The following is a 16,888-nucleotide window of genomic DNA, read 5'->3' on the forward strand; positions in this document are numbered from 1 at the left end:
ATTTCGGGAGGTTTTCTACTGTTTTTTTGTAATTTATGCCGAAAAATATAACGTCGTAATTTTTTATTGACCGTTTTCATGAACGGTGTTATATTTTGCTTGCACGCATATGCAGAGAACCCTTCATTCGCTGTAATTCATCTTTGTTATCTTTGTTACTGGAGGAAAATGATGCAATCGAAACGATGGCTGATTGATGGGATCGGAATGAAAACTTTTGCCGATGGTGCGGCTTTCGCGAAATGGGGCGATGCCCCGGCATTTCGAGTGTTTGCGGCCGATGGGATGGCCAAGATTAGGCGGGATCAGCCGCTGGAGGTTCAAAGCGCGCCTCGGCTTCAACTGGAGGCGGCCCGCAATGAGTATGAAGGGGCGCAACTGGTGGTGATCGCAGGTGATTCGCCTCTGCGCAAGCTTCAAGTGAGCGTAAGTGAACTGAGGCAGGCGGAGGGCCCGGCGAAGATCGATAAGAGCCGGATTCAGCTGTACAAGGAGCATTACATAGAAGTCACGAAGCCGACCACATCGGCATACCCGGCCGGCTGGTATCCGGACGCGCTGCTTCCGATGGATGGACATCTGACGGTGGATGCCGGGAACAATCAAGCGATTTATATCAAGGTTCATATCCCGAAGGGGCAGCCCGCCGGCATGTATGCCGGAGAGGTCACGCTGCAGGAAACCGGGGAGGCTGTACGCATACCGGTGACGCTGCAAGTCTTCGACTTCGAGCTGACGGACGAGAGTCACACGGAAACGGCGTTCGCTTTATGGAGCGAGTACCTTGCAGAAGCTGAGCATATAGCGGGGGACGACGCTTGGGAAATGATCGAAAAGTATTACTGGGCTTCCCTTGAACACCGGCTTACGCCAAGCGATCTGCCGATCCCGACGGACTCGCCCGAGCGGTATGTGGAGCAGGCGGTCCCTTACTTGACGAATCCGAAGGTGTCGGCGGTTCGGCTGCCTGCATATCGCAATGCGGACGGTACGTACGATGAAGCGAAGATGGAGATTGTCGTAGACGCGCTTCGCGAGAAAGGGCTGCTCGGCAAAACGTACTACTACATCACGGAAATCGACGAACCGGCCGCTGCGACGTATCCACGTGTCACTGAAATAGCGGTGATGCTCAATAGAATTGCCCCGGATGTCCGACACTTTGTGACCACTCAGCCGGTGGATGAGCTGACGGACAGCGTGCATGATTGGGTCGCGCAAATTGACAAGTACGATGAACCGTTCGCCCGCAAGCTGCAAGCCGGCGGAGATCATGTCTGGTGGTATACCTGTGTCGTGCCTAAGCATCCGTTTCCGACTTACCATCTTGACGACGATTTACTTGGAAGCCGGCTATTGTCCTGGCTTCAAAAAGATTGCGGCGTTGAAGGCACTTTGTACTGGGCGACGACGATTTTCCAGAAGTATGACGGGAAAGCGTACGGGACGCGTGATGTTTGGACTGATCCACTGGCGTTCCCTGGGGCGAACGGTGACGGATATTTGTTCTATCCCGGTTATGAGATGGGGATCGATGGGCCGGTCGGTACACTCAGGTTGGAGAATTTGCGAGAGGGCGCCGAAGATTACGAGTATTTATGGACGCTCGAACAGCGGCTGCAAGAGCAGGCTGCCAAGCTTGGCGCAATCGGCTTTGATGTGCATGATGCGCTTCAGCCGTATTATGATCGCCTTTACACGAATATACGCGATTATAACGCTGACACCTCCAATTTGTCGCGAGTTCGCCGTGAAGTAGCCGAGTCGATTCAGAGCTTGGGGCGGGCCGGTGGCATTCAGAGCCTGATCGGCGTAAAGAAGCTGTCCGCTCATCAGAGGGAGATTACGATTTATACGGAGAAAGGGGCAGCGGTCAGCGTCGAGGGAACTACTCTTACGCCGATGGAGGAAAGCGTGCTGTCGGTGCGTTATGTTGTGACGTTGACACTCGCTCCAGGCCTTACCGAGGTGTCTGTACAATTAGGTAAGCATGGAAAGACGGAGACGAGGAGTTTGACACTTAAAGCGGAGGAGCCGCTTTCATATGAAATTCCGCTGATGACCGGCGAGAACATGACGGATTTGAATCGGTGGACAGTGTCGAACGTGGCGCTTAGTTGGTGTTCTTCTCGTGTAACGGAAGCGGGTTGCGCACTTCAAGCGGAATTTCAGGCGGGTGCAAATTTTCCGAATATTCGCTTATTCAAAGAGGAAACCGGCTTCCGCTCGTCCGACTGGTCGAACTATGGCGCATTATCTTTCGATGTTCATAATCTGAACGAGAAGCGGACGGCCATCTTTTATGTTAAGTTTCACGACCTGAATGGCAGGACGGACGATTCTTTCTTTCAATCGGTGCAAGCAGGCTGTTCGAGAACCGTTCGTATCCCGCTGAAAGAAGTGGGAATCGATCTCACCCATGTGAAGGGGATCGAGCTGTGGATGTTTAAGCAGCCTGAGTCGTTAACGTTAGGTTTGGATTACTTTCATTTTGACTCGAAGGCCCCTGAAACAACAGAGCCTTGGAGGTGGATGGAATCAGACGGGGAGAGAATGGAGGAGCGGAGGTGACGCCTCTGTCTCCCTGTGTAGAGAAGGAGAATCAGCATGGGCATGAACATAGGTGTAATCGGATGCGGCTTTCGTATCTCTCTGATGATACAAGAGCTGCTCAAGCTTGACCCAACTTGTCGGATTGCCGCAGTGGCGGATCCGGATCGGGAGAACGTTTCGCAAAGACTCGCGGAAATCGGGGTTGCCGAGCCGAAGTACTACACAGAAGCCGACGAAATGCTCGATCGCGAGCAGCTGGACGGCGTGATGATCGGCACGCGCTGTTCCTTGCATACAGAAATGGCGATCAAGGTGATCGGCCGGGGAATTCCGTTATTTCTTGAAAAGCCGGTGGCGACAACGCTGGAGGACTGGTATCGGCTGCGGGAAGCTTCGCTGGCCGAAACGCCGGTTGTCGTATCCTTCCCGCTGCGGGCATCGAAAATTGTGAGAGCGGTTAGAGAGATTCTCGACTCCGGGAAGATCGGCGCCGTCGATCATGTTCAGGCTGTCAATAATGTCACTTACGGCGGGGTCTATTTTCACGATTGGTATCGTGATGAGCAAGAGACGGGAGGGCTTTTTCTTCAGAAAGCAACGCATGATATGGACTACTTACAGTCTTTAATCGGAGCCGCTCCGACAAGTGTGTGCGCGATGGTATCCAAGCAAGTGTTCAAAGGAAGCAAGCCGGCGGGTCTCCGCTGCAGCAAGTGCGAGGAACGCGATTGTCCGGAGCGGGTCGTCGGAGGACGCGGAGACTTTTGCTGCTTTGCGGCAGATACCGGGAACGAAGACAGCGGCAGCGCGCTGGTGCAGTATGCGACGGGGATGCATTTATCCTATTCGCAAAACTTCTTTTGCCGCAGGGAGGCGTGCGCCAGGGGAGCTCGGCTTATCGGCTATAAAGGGACCGTTGAATTCGACTTTTACACCCAGAAGATCCAAGTCATCCACCACCATAGTCCGGTGGTCGAAACACATCAGCTGGATGTTAAGGAGCGCCATTTCGGGGGAGATCTCGAGCTGGCGCGGAGCTTCCTCAACGTCATGCGCGGCGGGCCCTCGATTTCGACGCTAAAAGATGGACTGACCAGCTCGCTGATCTGCCTCAAAGCCAGGGAAGCTGCGCGTACACATACCTATCAATTCATGGAGGGGGTGTGAGCTGCATGACCCTTTGACGAAAAACTCACCTTGCATGTCGCCGTAATGGAGCCTGACAGGAGGCTCCCGCCTTCGCCCCTCGAGGGGACACCAAGGATAGACCTTCACACCGCAGCTTCGATTGGGGCAACACAGTCTCATCATCAAGTTGGAGAGGTGATTTAAAGAATGAGAGAGTTTGCTTTTGGGAGGAATCATCGTTTCGTCATATGTGCAGTTTGTTCATTGCTTCTCTTGCTTCTGGTTATATGTTTGCATGCTGTGCCGGCTCGTGCAGCGAATACGTCCTATTACGTCGATGCTGTTAACGGAAATGATGCGAATAGCGGATTAAGCACGACTTCCGCATGGAAGACGCTGGATAAGGTCAATGGAACGACCTTCCAGTCGGGCGACAGCATTTTGTTCAAGGCTGGTACGGTCTATACAGGGCAGCTTTGGCCGAAAGGCTCGGGGACAAGCGGTAGTCCGATCACGGTCGATATGTATGGAACGGGCAATAAGCCGGTTATCAACGGCGCGGGGTTATATACGGAGACGGTTCGATTGTATAACCAGAGCTACTGGGAAATTAACAATCTGGAGATTACCAACCTTGGCGCTACTAGAGATACCAGACGGGCGGTATGGGTGGAAGCCCACGACGTTGGAACGGCAAGCCATATTTATTTGAAAAACCTCTACATTCACGATGTCAACGGGCTGCTCGGAAGAAACGATCTCGAGACGTCAGGGGGCATCTTTATCCGAGCGACCGGAGGAACGACGCCAACCAAGTTCGATGACGTGTTGATCGAAGGGAATACCTTCAAAACGGTCGACAGCTCGGCTGTGTTTACTAGAAATGATTGGCGGAACCGGGGGACGAGGACGGACGGAACGGGGGCGTGGTTAGGTTTCACGCGCGTCGTTGTCAGGAACAATACCCTGACCGACATCGGTTCTGACGGTATTGTCATCTGCGAGGCGACAGCTCCACTTGTGGAGTACAATGTTGCCGCCGATACGAACAAAAGGGCGACAGGACCGCACGTCGCAATCTGGAATATCAACACGGACGATGCGGTCTTTCAATACAATGAAGCGTATTTGACCCGCAATCTAAGCGTGGCGGATGGTGCCGGCTTCGATGCCGACGGGCTTTCGAATCGGACGATTTTTCAATACAACTACAGCCATGACAACGAAGGCGGCTTTATGCTGATCTGCAATTACAGCGGTGATAACGCGTTTAATGACGATGGCATCATTCGTTACAACGTAAGCCAAAACGACAGATGGCACTTATTCAAGTTCTGTGGACGAAATCGGAATTTCAACGTCTACAACAATACGTTCTATGTCAGCGGAGGACTGGATGTTGCCTTTGTTCAGGATCATGGCGACAGCTCGACAACGGACTCGACGGTGAATTTTTATAATAACATCATTTACAATTTGGATTATAAAATGACATACCCGTTTGCGGCCACGACCGCCACGTTCGATTACAATACGTTCTTCGGCGTACACGACGCGAGCGAGCCTAGCGATCCACATAAATCGACCGCAGACCCCAAACTGGTGGATCCCGGTTCGGGCGGCAACGGCATTCATACGGTTGACGGCTATAAGCTGCTCGCTTCTTCGCCGGCCATTAATAGCGGAAAGGCGATTGCCAACAATGGTGGCAAGGATTACTGGGGCAATACAGTTCCTTATGCCGGAGGCGCCACGGATCGGGGGGCTTTCGAATACCAAGGGACATCGTCTTCCGCACCGGTTATCGGCGAGCGTTGGCAAGCCTCCCGTCAATTCAGTGGGGTTCAGGGTCAGGATAACTGGTATTACAAAAGGTGGAACGGAAGCGCCTATGTGAACTTGACCTGGGATTCCGCGAATAAACAGTGGGTCGGGGCGTCGTCGTATGCTGCCATTACTCGGAATCATCAAGCTCCGGACAGCAGCAACGATACCTTGCGGGAGTGGGTAGCTCCGGCGGCCGGAACGATCACGATTGGCGGCATCGTCAGCAAATACGATGTCAGCGGCGGTGACGGCGTGAAGGTGTCGATTAAGAAGAATTCCACGGTTCTGTGGGGACTTCAGTCGATCGCTTACAACGATGCGGTCGGCTATAATCCGTACCTTACGACGACAGTCGCAGCGGGCGATCGTATTATGTTCAGCGTAAATAAAAACGCCAACGATACGGCTGACAACATCAAATGGGATCCCATCATCACGTGGGGAGACCGGAAGGAATGGCGGGCCTCGACAGGCTGGAGCGAATCGCTGGGGCAGGATCAATGGTATTTCAAAACATGGAACGGATCCGCCTACACGAACATGACGTGGGAATCGGCGCGAGGACTGTGGAAGGGCTCGGCAACGTACGCCACGATGACGAGCGTGACCCAGGCGCCGGAAACCGGCCATGACGCGTTTCGGGTGTGGGTCGCGCCTAAAGCCGGCACGGTTACCATCTCGGGTACCGTAAGAAAGGATGTCGTAACGGGCGGAGACGGCGTGCAGGCTTCTATTTGGAAAAACGGAGCGGTCCTATGGGGGTACCAGGTCATTGCGGCCGAGGATTCGACCGGCTATTCCCATCAGGTTACGACGACCGTAGCGGCAGGAGATGTCATCTCGTTCAATATTTATAAACGGTCGGACGATTCCTATGACGCGACGAATTGGGATCCGACAATTACCTACCAATAAGGGAGATGCCACAGGTGAAACTCACATTTCTTGGAACGGCGGCGGCGGAAGGGATTCCTTCCCCGTTCTGCAATTGCGCCACATGCAGGCACGCAAGGGAGACGGGCGGGCGAAATGTCCGCAAACGGCAAAGTCTGCTCGTTAACGACGATTTGCTGATCGATATCGGCCCTGATCTGTTTGCTTCCTGTGCGCAGCTGGGGATTTCCTTAACGGAGGTGCGGCACCTCCTCGTGACACACAGTCATCTTGATCATTTTAACCCGGATAATTTGGTGCTTCGGGCGAAGCCGTTCCGGCTGGAGACAGAGCTTCCTGAGATGACGGTCGTCGCTGGGCCTTCTGTCTGGATGAAGTGGGAGCTGTCCGGCGGACGCGATGCCGAAGCGGGCATCGTCCGCGTTCCGATGCTGCCGGGGGGCGAACGCGAGTTGGGGCCCTATACGGTGCGTTCGATTGCAGCGACCCATCAACTGCGTATGGGTGATGCGATGAATTATATTTTGCATGATAGCCATGTTACCGTGCTTCACGCATCCGACACCGGCTATTACGAAGAAGAGGTCTGGCGGCAGTTGGAGGGCGTTCACTTGGATGCCATCGTGATGGAATCAACGATCGGCTGGCGCGCATCCGGCAAGGAGCATCTCAATTTCGGCGATCTAGGGCGTATGATGGAGCGGCTGCAGTCGATCGGAGCTATTTCGGATCGCACAGTCAAGATCGCCACGCATTTCTCTCATCAAGGTGTGAAGCCGTATGAAGAAACGAAAGCCATATTGGAACAAATGGGTATTGTCTGTGCTTACGACGGAATGATCAGCGAAGTGGTGAGTGGATGAGAGGGTATATTTTTGACCTGGACGGAACTATTTGGGGGATCGGCTGATTGAGGGGGAGGGGAATCATGGTCGGACGAATCAATCGGGCTGGAAGCCGCCGCAAACTGTGGATGGTAGCGGCCGGTGTCGCGCTGCTGGCGCTTGTCGGGGCCGGAATGGCTTGGGAGCTTGGCGGCACAGACGAGGTTGGAGCGCATTGGATCGTGAAATTGAACGACGTGTCGGTGGAAACGGCGGAATTTCAGCTGTTCGTGAACGATCAGCGTGCTGTCGTGTTCGATTATTTCCAGAAGACATATAAGGCGGATGTTGGAGAAGGCTTTTGGACTACACGTTACGGCACGGAAACCCCAATGGATAAAATCAAAGCGTTGGCCATGAAGCAGCTCGTTCCGCAAAAGCTGGAGCAAATGTGGGCGAAGCAGTTCAAGCTGATCGACGACCTGAGCTACTCCTCCTTTTTATCGAGCTTAAGCAAGGAAAACAAACGGAGGAAAGATGCGATTGCAAGCCATCAGGTCGTGTATGGGCCTGCGCAGTATGACGCGTTCGGCTATTACAGCTACCTGGGAAGCAACAGAGTGAGCGCGCTGAAGGAAAAGCTGGCGGCATCCGATTTGAAGCCATCCGAGGACGAGTTGAAAGCCGCATATTCGGCGAATCTGGCGCAGTTTAAAAATCCGGATACAATCACAGTCGATAAAATCGTCATTCCGTCTGAGCAAGGCAAAGGGAAGACGGCGGCTGCGGAGGCAAAAGCGAAGCTGGATCAAGGTGTCACTTTCGAGGAGGTGGCACGGATCTACGGAAAAGCGCCGGATGCTAAGAATGGCATCGCCTCGCAAACGTTCAGCGTATCGACCGCCCGCTCGGATAGCGAGCTTTCGCCGCTTGTTCTGGAATCGGCAAACGCGTTGAAAGCCGGGCAAATCAGCAGTGTCATCGAAGAGGGAGGCAGTTTCACGATTGTGAGGGTCGTGAGCAAACAGGAGATGGGCTTAGCATCCTTCGAGCAGATGAAAGAGCAATTGAAAGCGAAAGTGGTAGCGGATAAATACGCTGTCGAGCTTCAGCGAAGAGTGGATGCCGCGAAGATCGAATGGAACGCTTCCGAGCTGGAACAATTGATAGTAAACTAACAGAGTTTAAGAGAAGACATCTACCCATTTTCTTGAGGGAGAGGTCTTCTTTTGTTTGTTGGCTCCCATCCAAGCCCCGCACCATGGCTAACGGTCGTGAGAGAGCTTATTTCAGGCAAAAGCCGGCATTGCAAACTGTAACGGTTGTGAGAGCGGCTATTTGTCGGAAATGCATGATTTCGCTTGGAAATTAGATAGATAAGCACTGTGGCAACCGCTAAATATAGAATTGACGCTTTTTAGGTTAAATAGGCGCCGTGGCAACCGTTACAGTGGGCTCCCGGTGCATTTCGGCCCTACTCCTACGCTGTTCCAACCCCAACCCCACCTTGAACTGCAGTCCAGCGCAATTTCCCAGCCCCTCCCCTCTATGCGCACAAACGTGAAAAAGAACCGATCAGCTCTTTTTGTTTTTCTCACTCGGCGATCCCCTTGGAAATCCCAACAAATCCGAATAATAATTTTGTTGCTTTCACACAAAATAAAATTTTATTTCGAAATTTAAAGGTATTTTGGAATATTTTGTCGAAACTTTGGACTTGCCCCTGAACTAGACAAATAGAGCGTTCAAGGCAAGTTGTTAGAAAAACAAGGAGGATTCGGCAAGTGGAGAGAAGACGGAAACTGGGAATTGAAAGACTTAGGGGAATCAAGCTGACCTCTCCGATGAAATCGATCGGGATGAAGCTGTTTCTCATTTTTTTTGTCAGCATTGTTTCGTTTGTGCTGAGCTGCGGGATGCTGTCCTATTCCATCTCGAAGAATGTCATTCAGAAGAAAGTATCGCAATCCAGCCTGGAGACCATTTCACAGGCGGGAATGAAGCTCGATTTTATGTACAAAACGTTTGAAGACGTCATGCTGCAAATGAATCTGGACAATGATCTGCAAAATCTACTGGCCAAGGTACAGCAATTCCCGCCAGGCTCTTATCAGGCGATGGAGATTGCGGGGCAGTTGACGGAGAAGCTGAACGTTATTGCTTTTTCGGGTAAATCGATTTCGTCCTTGCTGTTGTTTCAGCCTGACGGTCGGCTGATCGCTTTAACGGGCAGCGGCAGCAACTCCGCGATTGAAAATGTCGGACAGACCGACTGGTTTCAAGCGATTATGAACAATAACGATCAGACCCAATGGCTGGATAGCAAGGCGGAAGGCTACTCGGGCAGCTATACGAATACGTTCGCGATTGGCCGTGTGCTGAAGAATGGGGAAGCAGGTTCTGAGGGCGTGCTGGTCATGGAAGTGGGCACAGAGCTTTTGAACAATGAACTGAACTCGCTGTCGTTAGGCGAAGGCAGTCAATTAAGTATTACAAACCCCGCCAATATGAACATCGCGACGCTCTCTTCCGGGGAGTTGGGCAAAGCGTCAAGATTTCCTCTAACCAGCAGCCAGATGGAAGCGGGAAGAGGGTTGTTCACGTCTGCGAATGACCATATCGTGGTGTATTATCACTCGACCCTCTCCGACTGGAACATGGTTGGCGATATTCCGATTGGCTTATTAGTCCGGGAGGCCGCAGATAAAATCTTTCAGTTTACGCTAGTCGCGGTCCTATGTGCGGCCATCGCTGCCGGATTAATCGGGATCTGGGTCGCAAGAGTCATTGTCCGCCCAATCCAAAAGCTGCGGGATCTCATGAAGCAAGGATCGCAAGGCAGGCTCGCTGTTCGCGCCAATTACACCTCCAAGGATGAAGTTGGGCAGCTGGGAGCCAGTTTTGATCAGATGATGCAGCATTTTGCCGATCTCGTAAGGCAGTCCGGCGATACAGCGCACAATGTCCTCGAGACCGCCAATGAGCTTGCGAGTTCTGCCCGGTTAACGAAAACCGCCGCAGACGAAATCGCAGCTGCCATGGAAGAAATTTCGACGGGAGCGACGGGTCTGGCCCAAGAATCCGAGAAGGGCAAAGCGTTGACCGAACATGTCAGCATGCAGATGAAGCAGGTGACGGAAGCGAATTTCATGATGGGCACAGCTGCGGCGGGTGTGCAGGAGGCAGGAATGAGAGGGGCGCAAGAGATGGATGCCCTCATGGCCAATACGAACCGAACAGAAGAAATGATCTTCACGCTGATCAAGAAAGTTGGCGCTTTTAAAGAGAGCACGTCGTCGATCCAAAGCATCCTGGATATGCTGAATCAGATTATGAAAAAGACGAACATCTTGTCGTTGAACGCCGGGATTGAGGCTGTGCGAGCCGGGCAAGCGGGGAAAGGGTTCATGGTCGTGGCGGATGAAATTCGTCATCTAGCGGAGCAATCGCGTCACTCCATTGGGGTCGTTGGGCAAATGATGAACGATATTCAGAACGAGGTGCACGAAACGTTCAATCTTTTGGAAAGTGCCGCGCCTATTTTTAAAACACAGCTTCAAGCCGTCCGAGATACGAATGTCATCTTCGGGCAAGTCACTACACAAATGACGGGATTTATCGAACAGCTCAGCGCTGTGAGCGATTCTGTCAGCTCTTTGGAGGACAAGCAGGTCGTTTTATCCGACACGATGATGAATGTCAGTGCTGTAGCGGAAGAGTCGCTCGCAACTTCAGAGGAAGTGACCGCCCAAGGTCTTGAGCAAAGCAGGATCAGTGATCGATTAGTCCGTCTGTCGGACCAATTGGAGCAATTGTCTCAGGGGCTTCATGCCACCCTCTCCAAGTTTGAGATGTAGCGATGCATGCCAAAGCCCCTCCGCGGCAACATTAAGAATTAAATCCACTTTTTCCCGGAGGCAGCATGAGGAAAATTTTTCGCATTTATCGGACGGATCTTCTCAATTTATGGCGCGTGCCCACGGGGCTCCTGCTCATGGTGGCGCTCTCGATCCTGCCGTCCGTGTACGCGTGGGTCAATCTCGAAGCGATGTGGGATCCGTACGCCAATACGTCGGGCATCCGCATTGCGGTGACAAGCAACGACGTCGGCGCGACGGTGGAAGGGCAGTCCATCAACATCGGCAACGAGGTCATCGAGAGCCTCAAGAACAACCACACCCTCGGCTGGACCTTCGTGACCCAGAAAGAGGCGCTGGATGGCGTGGAGAAGGGGGAGTACTATGCGAGTCTGATCCTTCCCGTAGATTTTTCGCGCAAAATTACGAGCATCGTCGACGGCCAAATGGAGAAGCCCGAAATTATTTATACCGTTAATGAAAAAATCAATGCCGTTGCCCCTAAAATCACGAGCAAAGGCGCGTCCAGCGTGACGGAGCAGATTGCCGCGAATTTTATTAAAACCGTGAGCACGTCCATTCTCACCCGCATGCACGAGCTGGGCATCGACATCCAGCGCGAGCTGCCGACGATTCGCAACATGGAGGGCAAAATCCTGGAGTTGGAGCAGCGCCTCCCTGACATCACGGAGATGGGGAACAAGGCGCTGGAGATCGAGGCGAAGCTGCCGGAGATCGCAGCGAAAGGCCAGAAGATCGTGGAGCTGGAGCAGCGCATCCCCGAGATCGACCAAGCGGCGGACACGCTGGTGAAAATCCAGCAGCGCTGGCCGCAGATCCAGGACGCGGCGCAGGAGGTGCTGGTCATCCAGCAGAAGCTGCCCGAGCTGCAAAAAGCGGCCGACAAGGTCGTGGAGCTCGACCAGCACTTCGACCAGGTCGAGGCGGCGCTGAATACGGCCGTCGACACCGTGCATAAGGCGGACCAGCTCGTCACGTCCGCCATCGCCGACCTGCCGAAGCTGGAGACCATCGCTTCGCAGGGCAGTGCCTTCGCCGACAGCTTGGCGGCGTACCTGGCCAAGAACGAGCCGGCGTTCCAGGCGCTGATCCCCGTCGTGAAGCAGAATCTTCTGCTGCTTCAGCAGACGGCGAACGCCGTCACGCAGCTCACGGAGCTGCTGCAGGGTGTGAACGTCGACCCCAAGCAGGCGCTGGCGGTCGCGAACGTGCTCGCGAAGCAGCTGGCGGCGGGCATCACCGTCGTGGATGGAACCATCGATTTATTTACGCGGTTAAATACTTACCTGCCGAATAATCCGATGGCGGGTCAGATCACAGAGCTGAACACGCTGAAACAAAACTTGACGCAGCAGCTCGCGGCGCTGACGAAAATCCAAACCTCGCTGCAAAACGGCGAGACGCCGGTCAAAGACCTCGTGACCAGCCTGAACACGCTGTCCAAGTCCGCGAGCGCGGCGATCGGCAGCATTCTCGGCCGGTACGACACGGAAATTGTGCCGAACCTGACCAAAGCGCTCGCCCAGCTGCAGTCTGCCGCACAGTCGTCGGCCTCGCTGCTGCATAATCTCCAGACGCAGCTGCCGAACATCAAGCAGATTTTGACGGATGCGCAGCAAGGCGTTAAGTTCGCCGAAGGCCGGTTGGACGAGCTGCAAAAAGCGATGCCGGACATCCGCGCCAAGGTGCACGAAGCATCCACGACGCTGCAAGCGAAAATGAGCGCCTTCACGCAGGCAATCAATGAAGCGGCGCCATTCGTGAAGAACGACCTGCCGAAGGTTGGGCAGAAGCTGAAGGAGGCGTCCGACTTCGTGCAGAACGACCTGCCGGCGGCGGAGGACGAGCTCCGGAAAGTTGCAGATTTGTATCAGACCAAGTTCCCGGAGGTCGAAAATGCGGTGCATCTGGCGGCAAATTTGGTCAGGAATGACCTGCCGGCGTTTGAGGACGCCGTGCGCAAGGCGGCTGACCAAATCCGCAAAGCCCAGGGCAGCGGCAGCCTGGACGAAGTGCTTCGGCTTTTGCAAGCCGACATTCAGAAGCAGAGCGATTTTCTCGCCAATCCTGTATTGTTACAGGAGCAGAAAAGATTCTCAATCCCGAACTATGGCTCGGCGATGTCCCCTTTTTATACAACACTGTCGCTCTGGGTGGGCGCGATGCTGCTGGTGTCGATGCTGCGCGTCGATGTGGAGGACCCGGATGACATCTATCGGTCGAACCATGTCTACTTCGGTCGGCTGCTCATTTTCCTGACGATCGGCATTGCCCAGGCGGTGATTGTGACGATGGGAGATATGTTCTTGCTCGGGACGTATGTGGTGGCGAAGCTGTGGTTCGTCCTGTTTGCGATCCTGATTTCCCTCGTCTTCATGTCGATCGCGTATACGCTCGTCTCGGTGTTCGGCAATATCGGGAAGGGGCTCGGGATTATTTTTCTCGTGCTCCAGTTTTCCAGCTCTGGCGGGACGTTTCCGGTCAGTACGGCGGCGGCTTTTTTCCAGAGATTGAACCCGATCGTGCCTTTCACTTATGCGGTCAGTCTGCTTCGCGAGGCGGTTGGCGGGATGCTGATGTCTGTGGTATGGCGTGATGTGGGTATGCTAGTACTATTCGCGCTGCTATGCTATGGGGTCGGGGTTCTGCTCAAAAAGCCGCTAAGCGGCTACACCAGCCGTGTCGCTGAGAAGGCGAGACGGACGAAGCTCATTCCTTGACGGGCTGCTCCACCGCAACCTCGCCTTAAGTCTAGGTTCGGTCACGACCAAGGGCTAATGCAAAATCGTACCTAGGTGGGTGGGGCGGCGGCGCGAACTCCTTTAAGATAGAGATAACAGAAGGAGAAGCGAAAGGGGCTAAGGCGACAATGGGCGCAAGAGAAAAAATCTTGATTCTAACAGGCAGCTTGGGGGACGGGCATAATCAGGCGGCGAAGGCGATCATGGAAGGAACACGGGTGTACAGGCCGGACGTGGAGGTCCGCATCGTGGACTATTTGGCGTGGGCGCATCCGCATTTGCATGGGGTAGGCACGTTTTGCTATATGCAGTGGGTCAAGAGTTTACCGGCGGTCTACGGTTTCCTGTATCGCAGAACGCGTCAGGACAATGCCTTATCCCAGTTGTTTAAAAAAATAAAATCATTCAACACGGACCGCATGCTGGCCCTGCTGGAGCAGGAAGCGCCGACGGAGGTCGTGTGCACGTTTCCCGGAGCGGCCGCGGCGATGTCCTATCTCAAAATAAACGGCTACACGACGGTGCCGACTGTCACCGTGATTACGGACTATACGGACCACAGCTATTGGGTCCATCCGGGGACGGACCGCTATCTAGTCGGCGCCGAGCATGTCAAAAAGGCGCTGCTGCGCCACCGCGTGCCGGAAGCACGCATCGTCGTGACAGGCATCCCGATTCGGATGCCGTTCATGCAGGCGTATGACCGCACTGCGCTGCGGAAGAAGCACGGCTTGGCGAGCGAGCTGCCGACGGTGCTGGTGATGGGCGGCGGGCACGGCCTGATCGGCAAATCGTTCAAGTCCGTGCTGCAGGCCCGGGAGTTGACCGAGCCTGTGCAGTTCGTCTTCGTGTGCGGACGCAACGAGAAGTTGAAGGCTCAGCTGGAAGCGGAGATCGCCGAGGCGCGGACGCATCATCGGCTGATGGTGACTGGCTTCGTGGACCACGTCCATGAGTTGATGGCGCTGTCGGACCTCATCGTGACGAAGCCCGGCGGGCTTACCGTGTCCGAAGCCTTGGCGCAGGAGCTGCCGATGCTGCTCTATAAGCCGATTCCCGGGCAGGAGCAGGGGAATGCCGCTTATTTGGAAGCGTACGGCGCAGCGATTCAAGTGAAGAACACCGCGGGGCTGCGACGCGGATTGTCCGAGGTCGTTGCCGATCAGTCCATGCTGCAAAGCCTGCGCGAGAACGCACGGCGCATTCGCCGGGAGGCCGACATGCGGCAGGCGCTGGATGCCATTCTGGCGACACGCCATCATTTCATCCCGGTACACGATGGACGGCTGCTGTCCTATGCGAATGTCTGACAACAAATGTTGGAGGGGGGAAAGTACCATTTATTAGGTGCCTTCCTCCCTCTTTTATGAAAACAGGCGGTTTTCATGGATTTTCGAGAGGGTTCGACAGGGATTGGCGGGGAGGGGCGATGCGATGGGACATGATCAGCTTGAGTTGGCTCGGCTCCTGCGGGTGTTTGGCTTGATCTGTGGTTATAGCGTGAAAAAGCCTGCGAATGAGCAGGCTTTTTCGGTGTTTTTGGCTTTTTCGGAGGGAAGCCTGCGAAAAGGCAGTTTTTTCGGTCCGGGTTCTCGAAACCGGGCTGATTTTTCGGGAATGCCTGCTTATTCGCAGGCATTTCATGATTTGGCCGGAATTTGGGGCTGAAGCCTGCTTTTTTGCAGGTTTCAGGCTCTTGGTGGCTCGGCCGAGTTTTGTTAAAGCAGCGGCGGCTTCTTGTAACTTTACAATTTCAAATTGTAAAGTGTCCTATTTCTCCGCATACATCGTCACGACGATGTCCTGCGCGTAGTTGCCGAACGCCTTACCAAAGAGCGTGACGCCCCCTGGATTGTCGGCGGTTGGCAGCGAGGCGATGCGGAAGCGGATGTCCTGCGAAAAGGACATCGCGAGGTCCTCCGTCGTGAAGGAGGACAGGGGCGTGCCATCGAGGAACGAGCCTTGGCTGTTCACGGTGATGATCTTGAGCAAGCCGTGCTGCGTGTTGCCGGCGCCCCACCACTCCGGCGTCAGCACGCCGCGCTGCTTGCCGAAATCGCCGGGGCACGTCCACATGCCCACCGGCTTGTCGTTCAAAGAAAACGAGATGTCCGAAGGCCAATTCTCGTTAAAACCCGGCGCCTCGGAGCAAATTTCGAACGAAATTTCGAGGGAGCGGAGGCGCTGGTTGCTGTGCAGGAAGTTCGGGATGCGGTATTCCACATAACCGCTCCCGAACCAGAGAATACCCGCCTGCACATGCTGCGGGTCGGCAAAATACCGCGGATCGTCCAGCACGCCGATCAACTGCGAGGCCGATGAGAGGCCGCAGGTTGGCTGCACATCGTACGCGGCGTATTGGCCCACAGGAATGGCGATGGACGTCGTCGGCAGCTCGTGGGCCTTTTTCGCGCGGAATTGCAGTACGGCTTGGTCCATTTGCAGGTAGCAAATCTTTTGAGTGCCCCGGATGCCTGTCACACTTTCAGAACGGAGGATGCCGGCTTGCTCGAGCTTCTGCACGTGCTTCGTCACGATCGCCGACGAGATGTCGAGCCGCTGGGACAACTGCTTGATATTGAGCGGTTCCTCGCTCAGGAGCTCAATCATTTTCACGCGCGTTTCCGAGGAGAAGCATTCAAGAAACGCCATATTTTTCGTAGAGACGTCAATTTGCATTAGGGGTGCAGACCTCATTCCGTGAAGATAGATATTTCTATTGTATAACCATTTGATTATTTAAACAATTCAAATGTTTTCTATTTGATTGTTTCGGGACCAAGCCCAGCTGGCGAAACGGCCGGAGAGGGCTGTTTTTTGTTCCCTATCTTCCTTTTTTATGCAGAAAATTGTTGAAAAATGGTATTTGGTGGATTAATATAGGGAAATGTCGGGTCTATCGGACTAGCACGATTAAGTAGAATCGCCTAGGAACAAGCAATAATGAACAAAGGCAAATCCGTCGAAAGGCGGAGACGCAAAGCCACGGGTCTAAGTCATGAGGCGCACCTTCATGAGACGATCGCCGGGTTACCTTTAGGGG

At 54.1% G+C, this 16,888-nt stretch carries 10 protein-coding genes and 1 riboswitch; of the genes, 9 read left to right on the forward strand and 1 reads right to left on the reverse strand.

Annotated elements, in window-relative coordinates:
• Positions 1 to 171: 171 nt before the first annotated feature.
• The 9 genes from ABE504_RS21360 (at position 172) to ABE504_RS21400 (ending at position 15,513) form a co-directional block, all read left to right on the forward strand.
• Positions 172 to 2,571, forward strand: a complete 2,400-nt coding sequence (locus tag ABE504_RS21360; RefSeq protein WP_430092427.1) for a glycoside hydrolase domain-containing protein — start codon at positions 172 to 174, stop codon at positions 2,569 to 2,571.
• A 42-nt stretch (positions 2,572 to 2,613) separates the two neighbouring features.
• Positions 2,614 to 3,720, forward strand: coding sequence for a Gfo/Idh/MocA family protein (locus tag ABE504_RS21365; RefSeq protein WP_430092429.1), 1,107 nt, complete (start codon positions 2,614 to 2,616; stop codon positions 3,718 to 3,720).
• A 261-nt stretch (positions 3,721 to 3,981) separates the two neighbouring features.
• Positions 3,982 to 6,423, forward strand: a complete 2,442-nt coding sequence (locus ABE504_RS21370; RefSeq protein ID WP_430092431.1) for a choice-of-anchor Q domain-containing protein — start codon at positions 3,982 to 3,984, stop codon at positions 6,421 to 6,423.
• A gap of 14 nt (positions 6,424 to 6,437) precedes the next feature.
• Positions 6,438 to 7,265 carry an MBL fold metallo-hydrolase gene (locus ABE504_RS21375; RefSeq protein WP_430092433.1) on the forward strand — a complete coding sequence of 276 codons (828 nt, stop codon included), beginning with the start codon at positions 6,438 to 6,440 and terminating at the stop codon, positions 7,263 to 7,265.
• A gap of 65 nt (positions 7,266 to 7,330) precedes the next feature.
• Entirely contained in the window at positions 7,331 to 8,404 is a 1,074-nt protein-coding gene (locus tag ABE504_RS21380) for a peptidyl-prolyl cis-trans isomerase (RefSeq protein WP_430092434.1), read from the forward strand.
• Positions 8,405 to 9,010: 606 nt separating this feature from the next.
• On the forward strand, positions 9,011 to 11,083 hold the full coding sequence (locus ABE504_RS21385; protein ID WP_430092435.1) for a methyl-accepting chemotaxis protein: 2,073 nt from the start codon (positions 9,011 to 9,013) through the stop codon (positions 11,081 to 11,083).
• 65 nt (positions 11,084 to 11,148) lie between these two features.
• Positions 11,149 to 13,824, forward strand: a complete 2,676-nt coding sequence (locus ABE504_RS21390; protein WP_430092437.1) for a YhgE/Pip family protein — start codon at positions 11,149 to 11,151, stop codon at positions 13,822 to 13,824.
• A gap of 149 nt (positions 13,825 to 13,973) precedes the next feature.
• A complete protein-coding gene (locus ABE504_RS21395; protein WP_430092439.1) occupies positions 13,974 to 15,155 on the forward strand; it encodes an MGDG synthase family glycosyltransferase in 1,182 nt (393 codons plus the stop codon).
• Between the two features lie 124 nt (positions 15,156 to 15,279).
• A complete protein-coding gene (locus ABE504_RS21400) occupies positions 15,280 to 15,513 on the forward strand; it encodes a hypothetical protein (protein WP_430092441.1) in 234 nt (77 codons plus the stop codon).
• Positions 15,514 to 15,615: 102 nt separating this feature from the next.
• Here ABE504_RS21400 and ABE504_RS21405 read toward each other — a convergent pair whose 3' ends face one another.
• On the reverse strand, positions 15,616 to 16,524 hold the full coding sequence (locus ABE504_RS21405) for an ArsR/SmtB family transcription factor (RefSeq protein WP_430092443.1): 909 nt from the start codon (positions 16,522 to 16,524) through the stop codon (positions 15,616 to 15,618).
• A gap of 263 nt (positions 16,525 to 16,787) precedes the next feature.
• Positions 16,788 to 16,883, forward strand: a riboswitch (cyclic di-GMP riboswitch).
• Positions 16,884 to 16,888: the final 5 nt, after the last annotated feature.

This window comes from Paenibacillus oryzisoli (genome assembly GCF_050467285.1).
GTDB lineage: Bacteria > Bacillota > Bacilli > Paenibacillales > NBRC-103111 > Paenibacillus_E > Paenibacillus_E oryzisoli_A.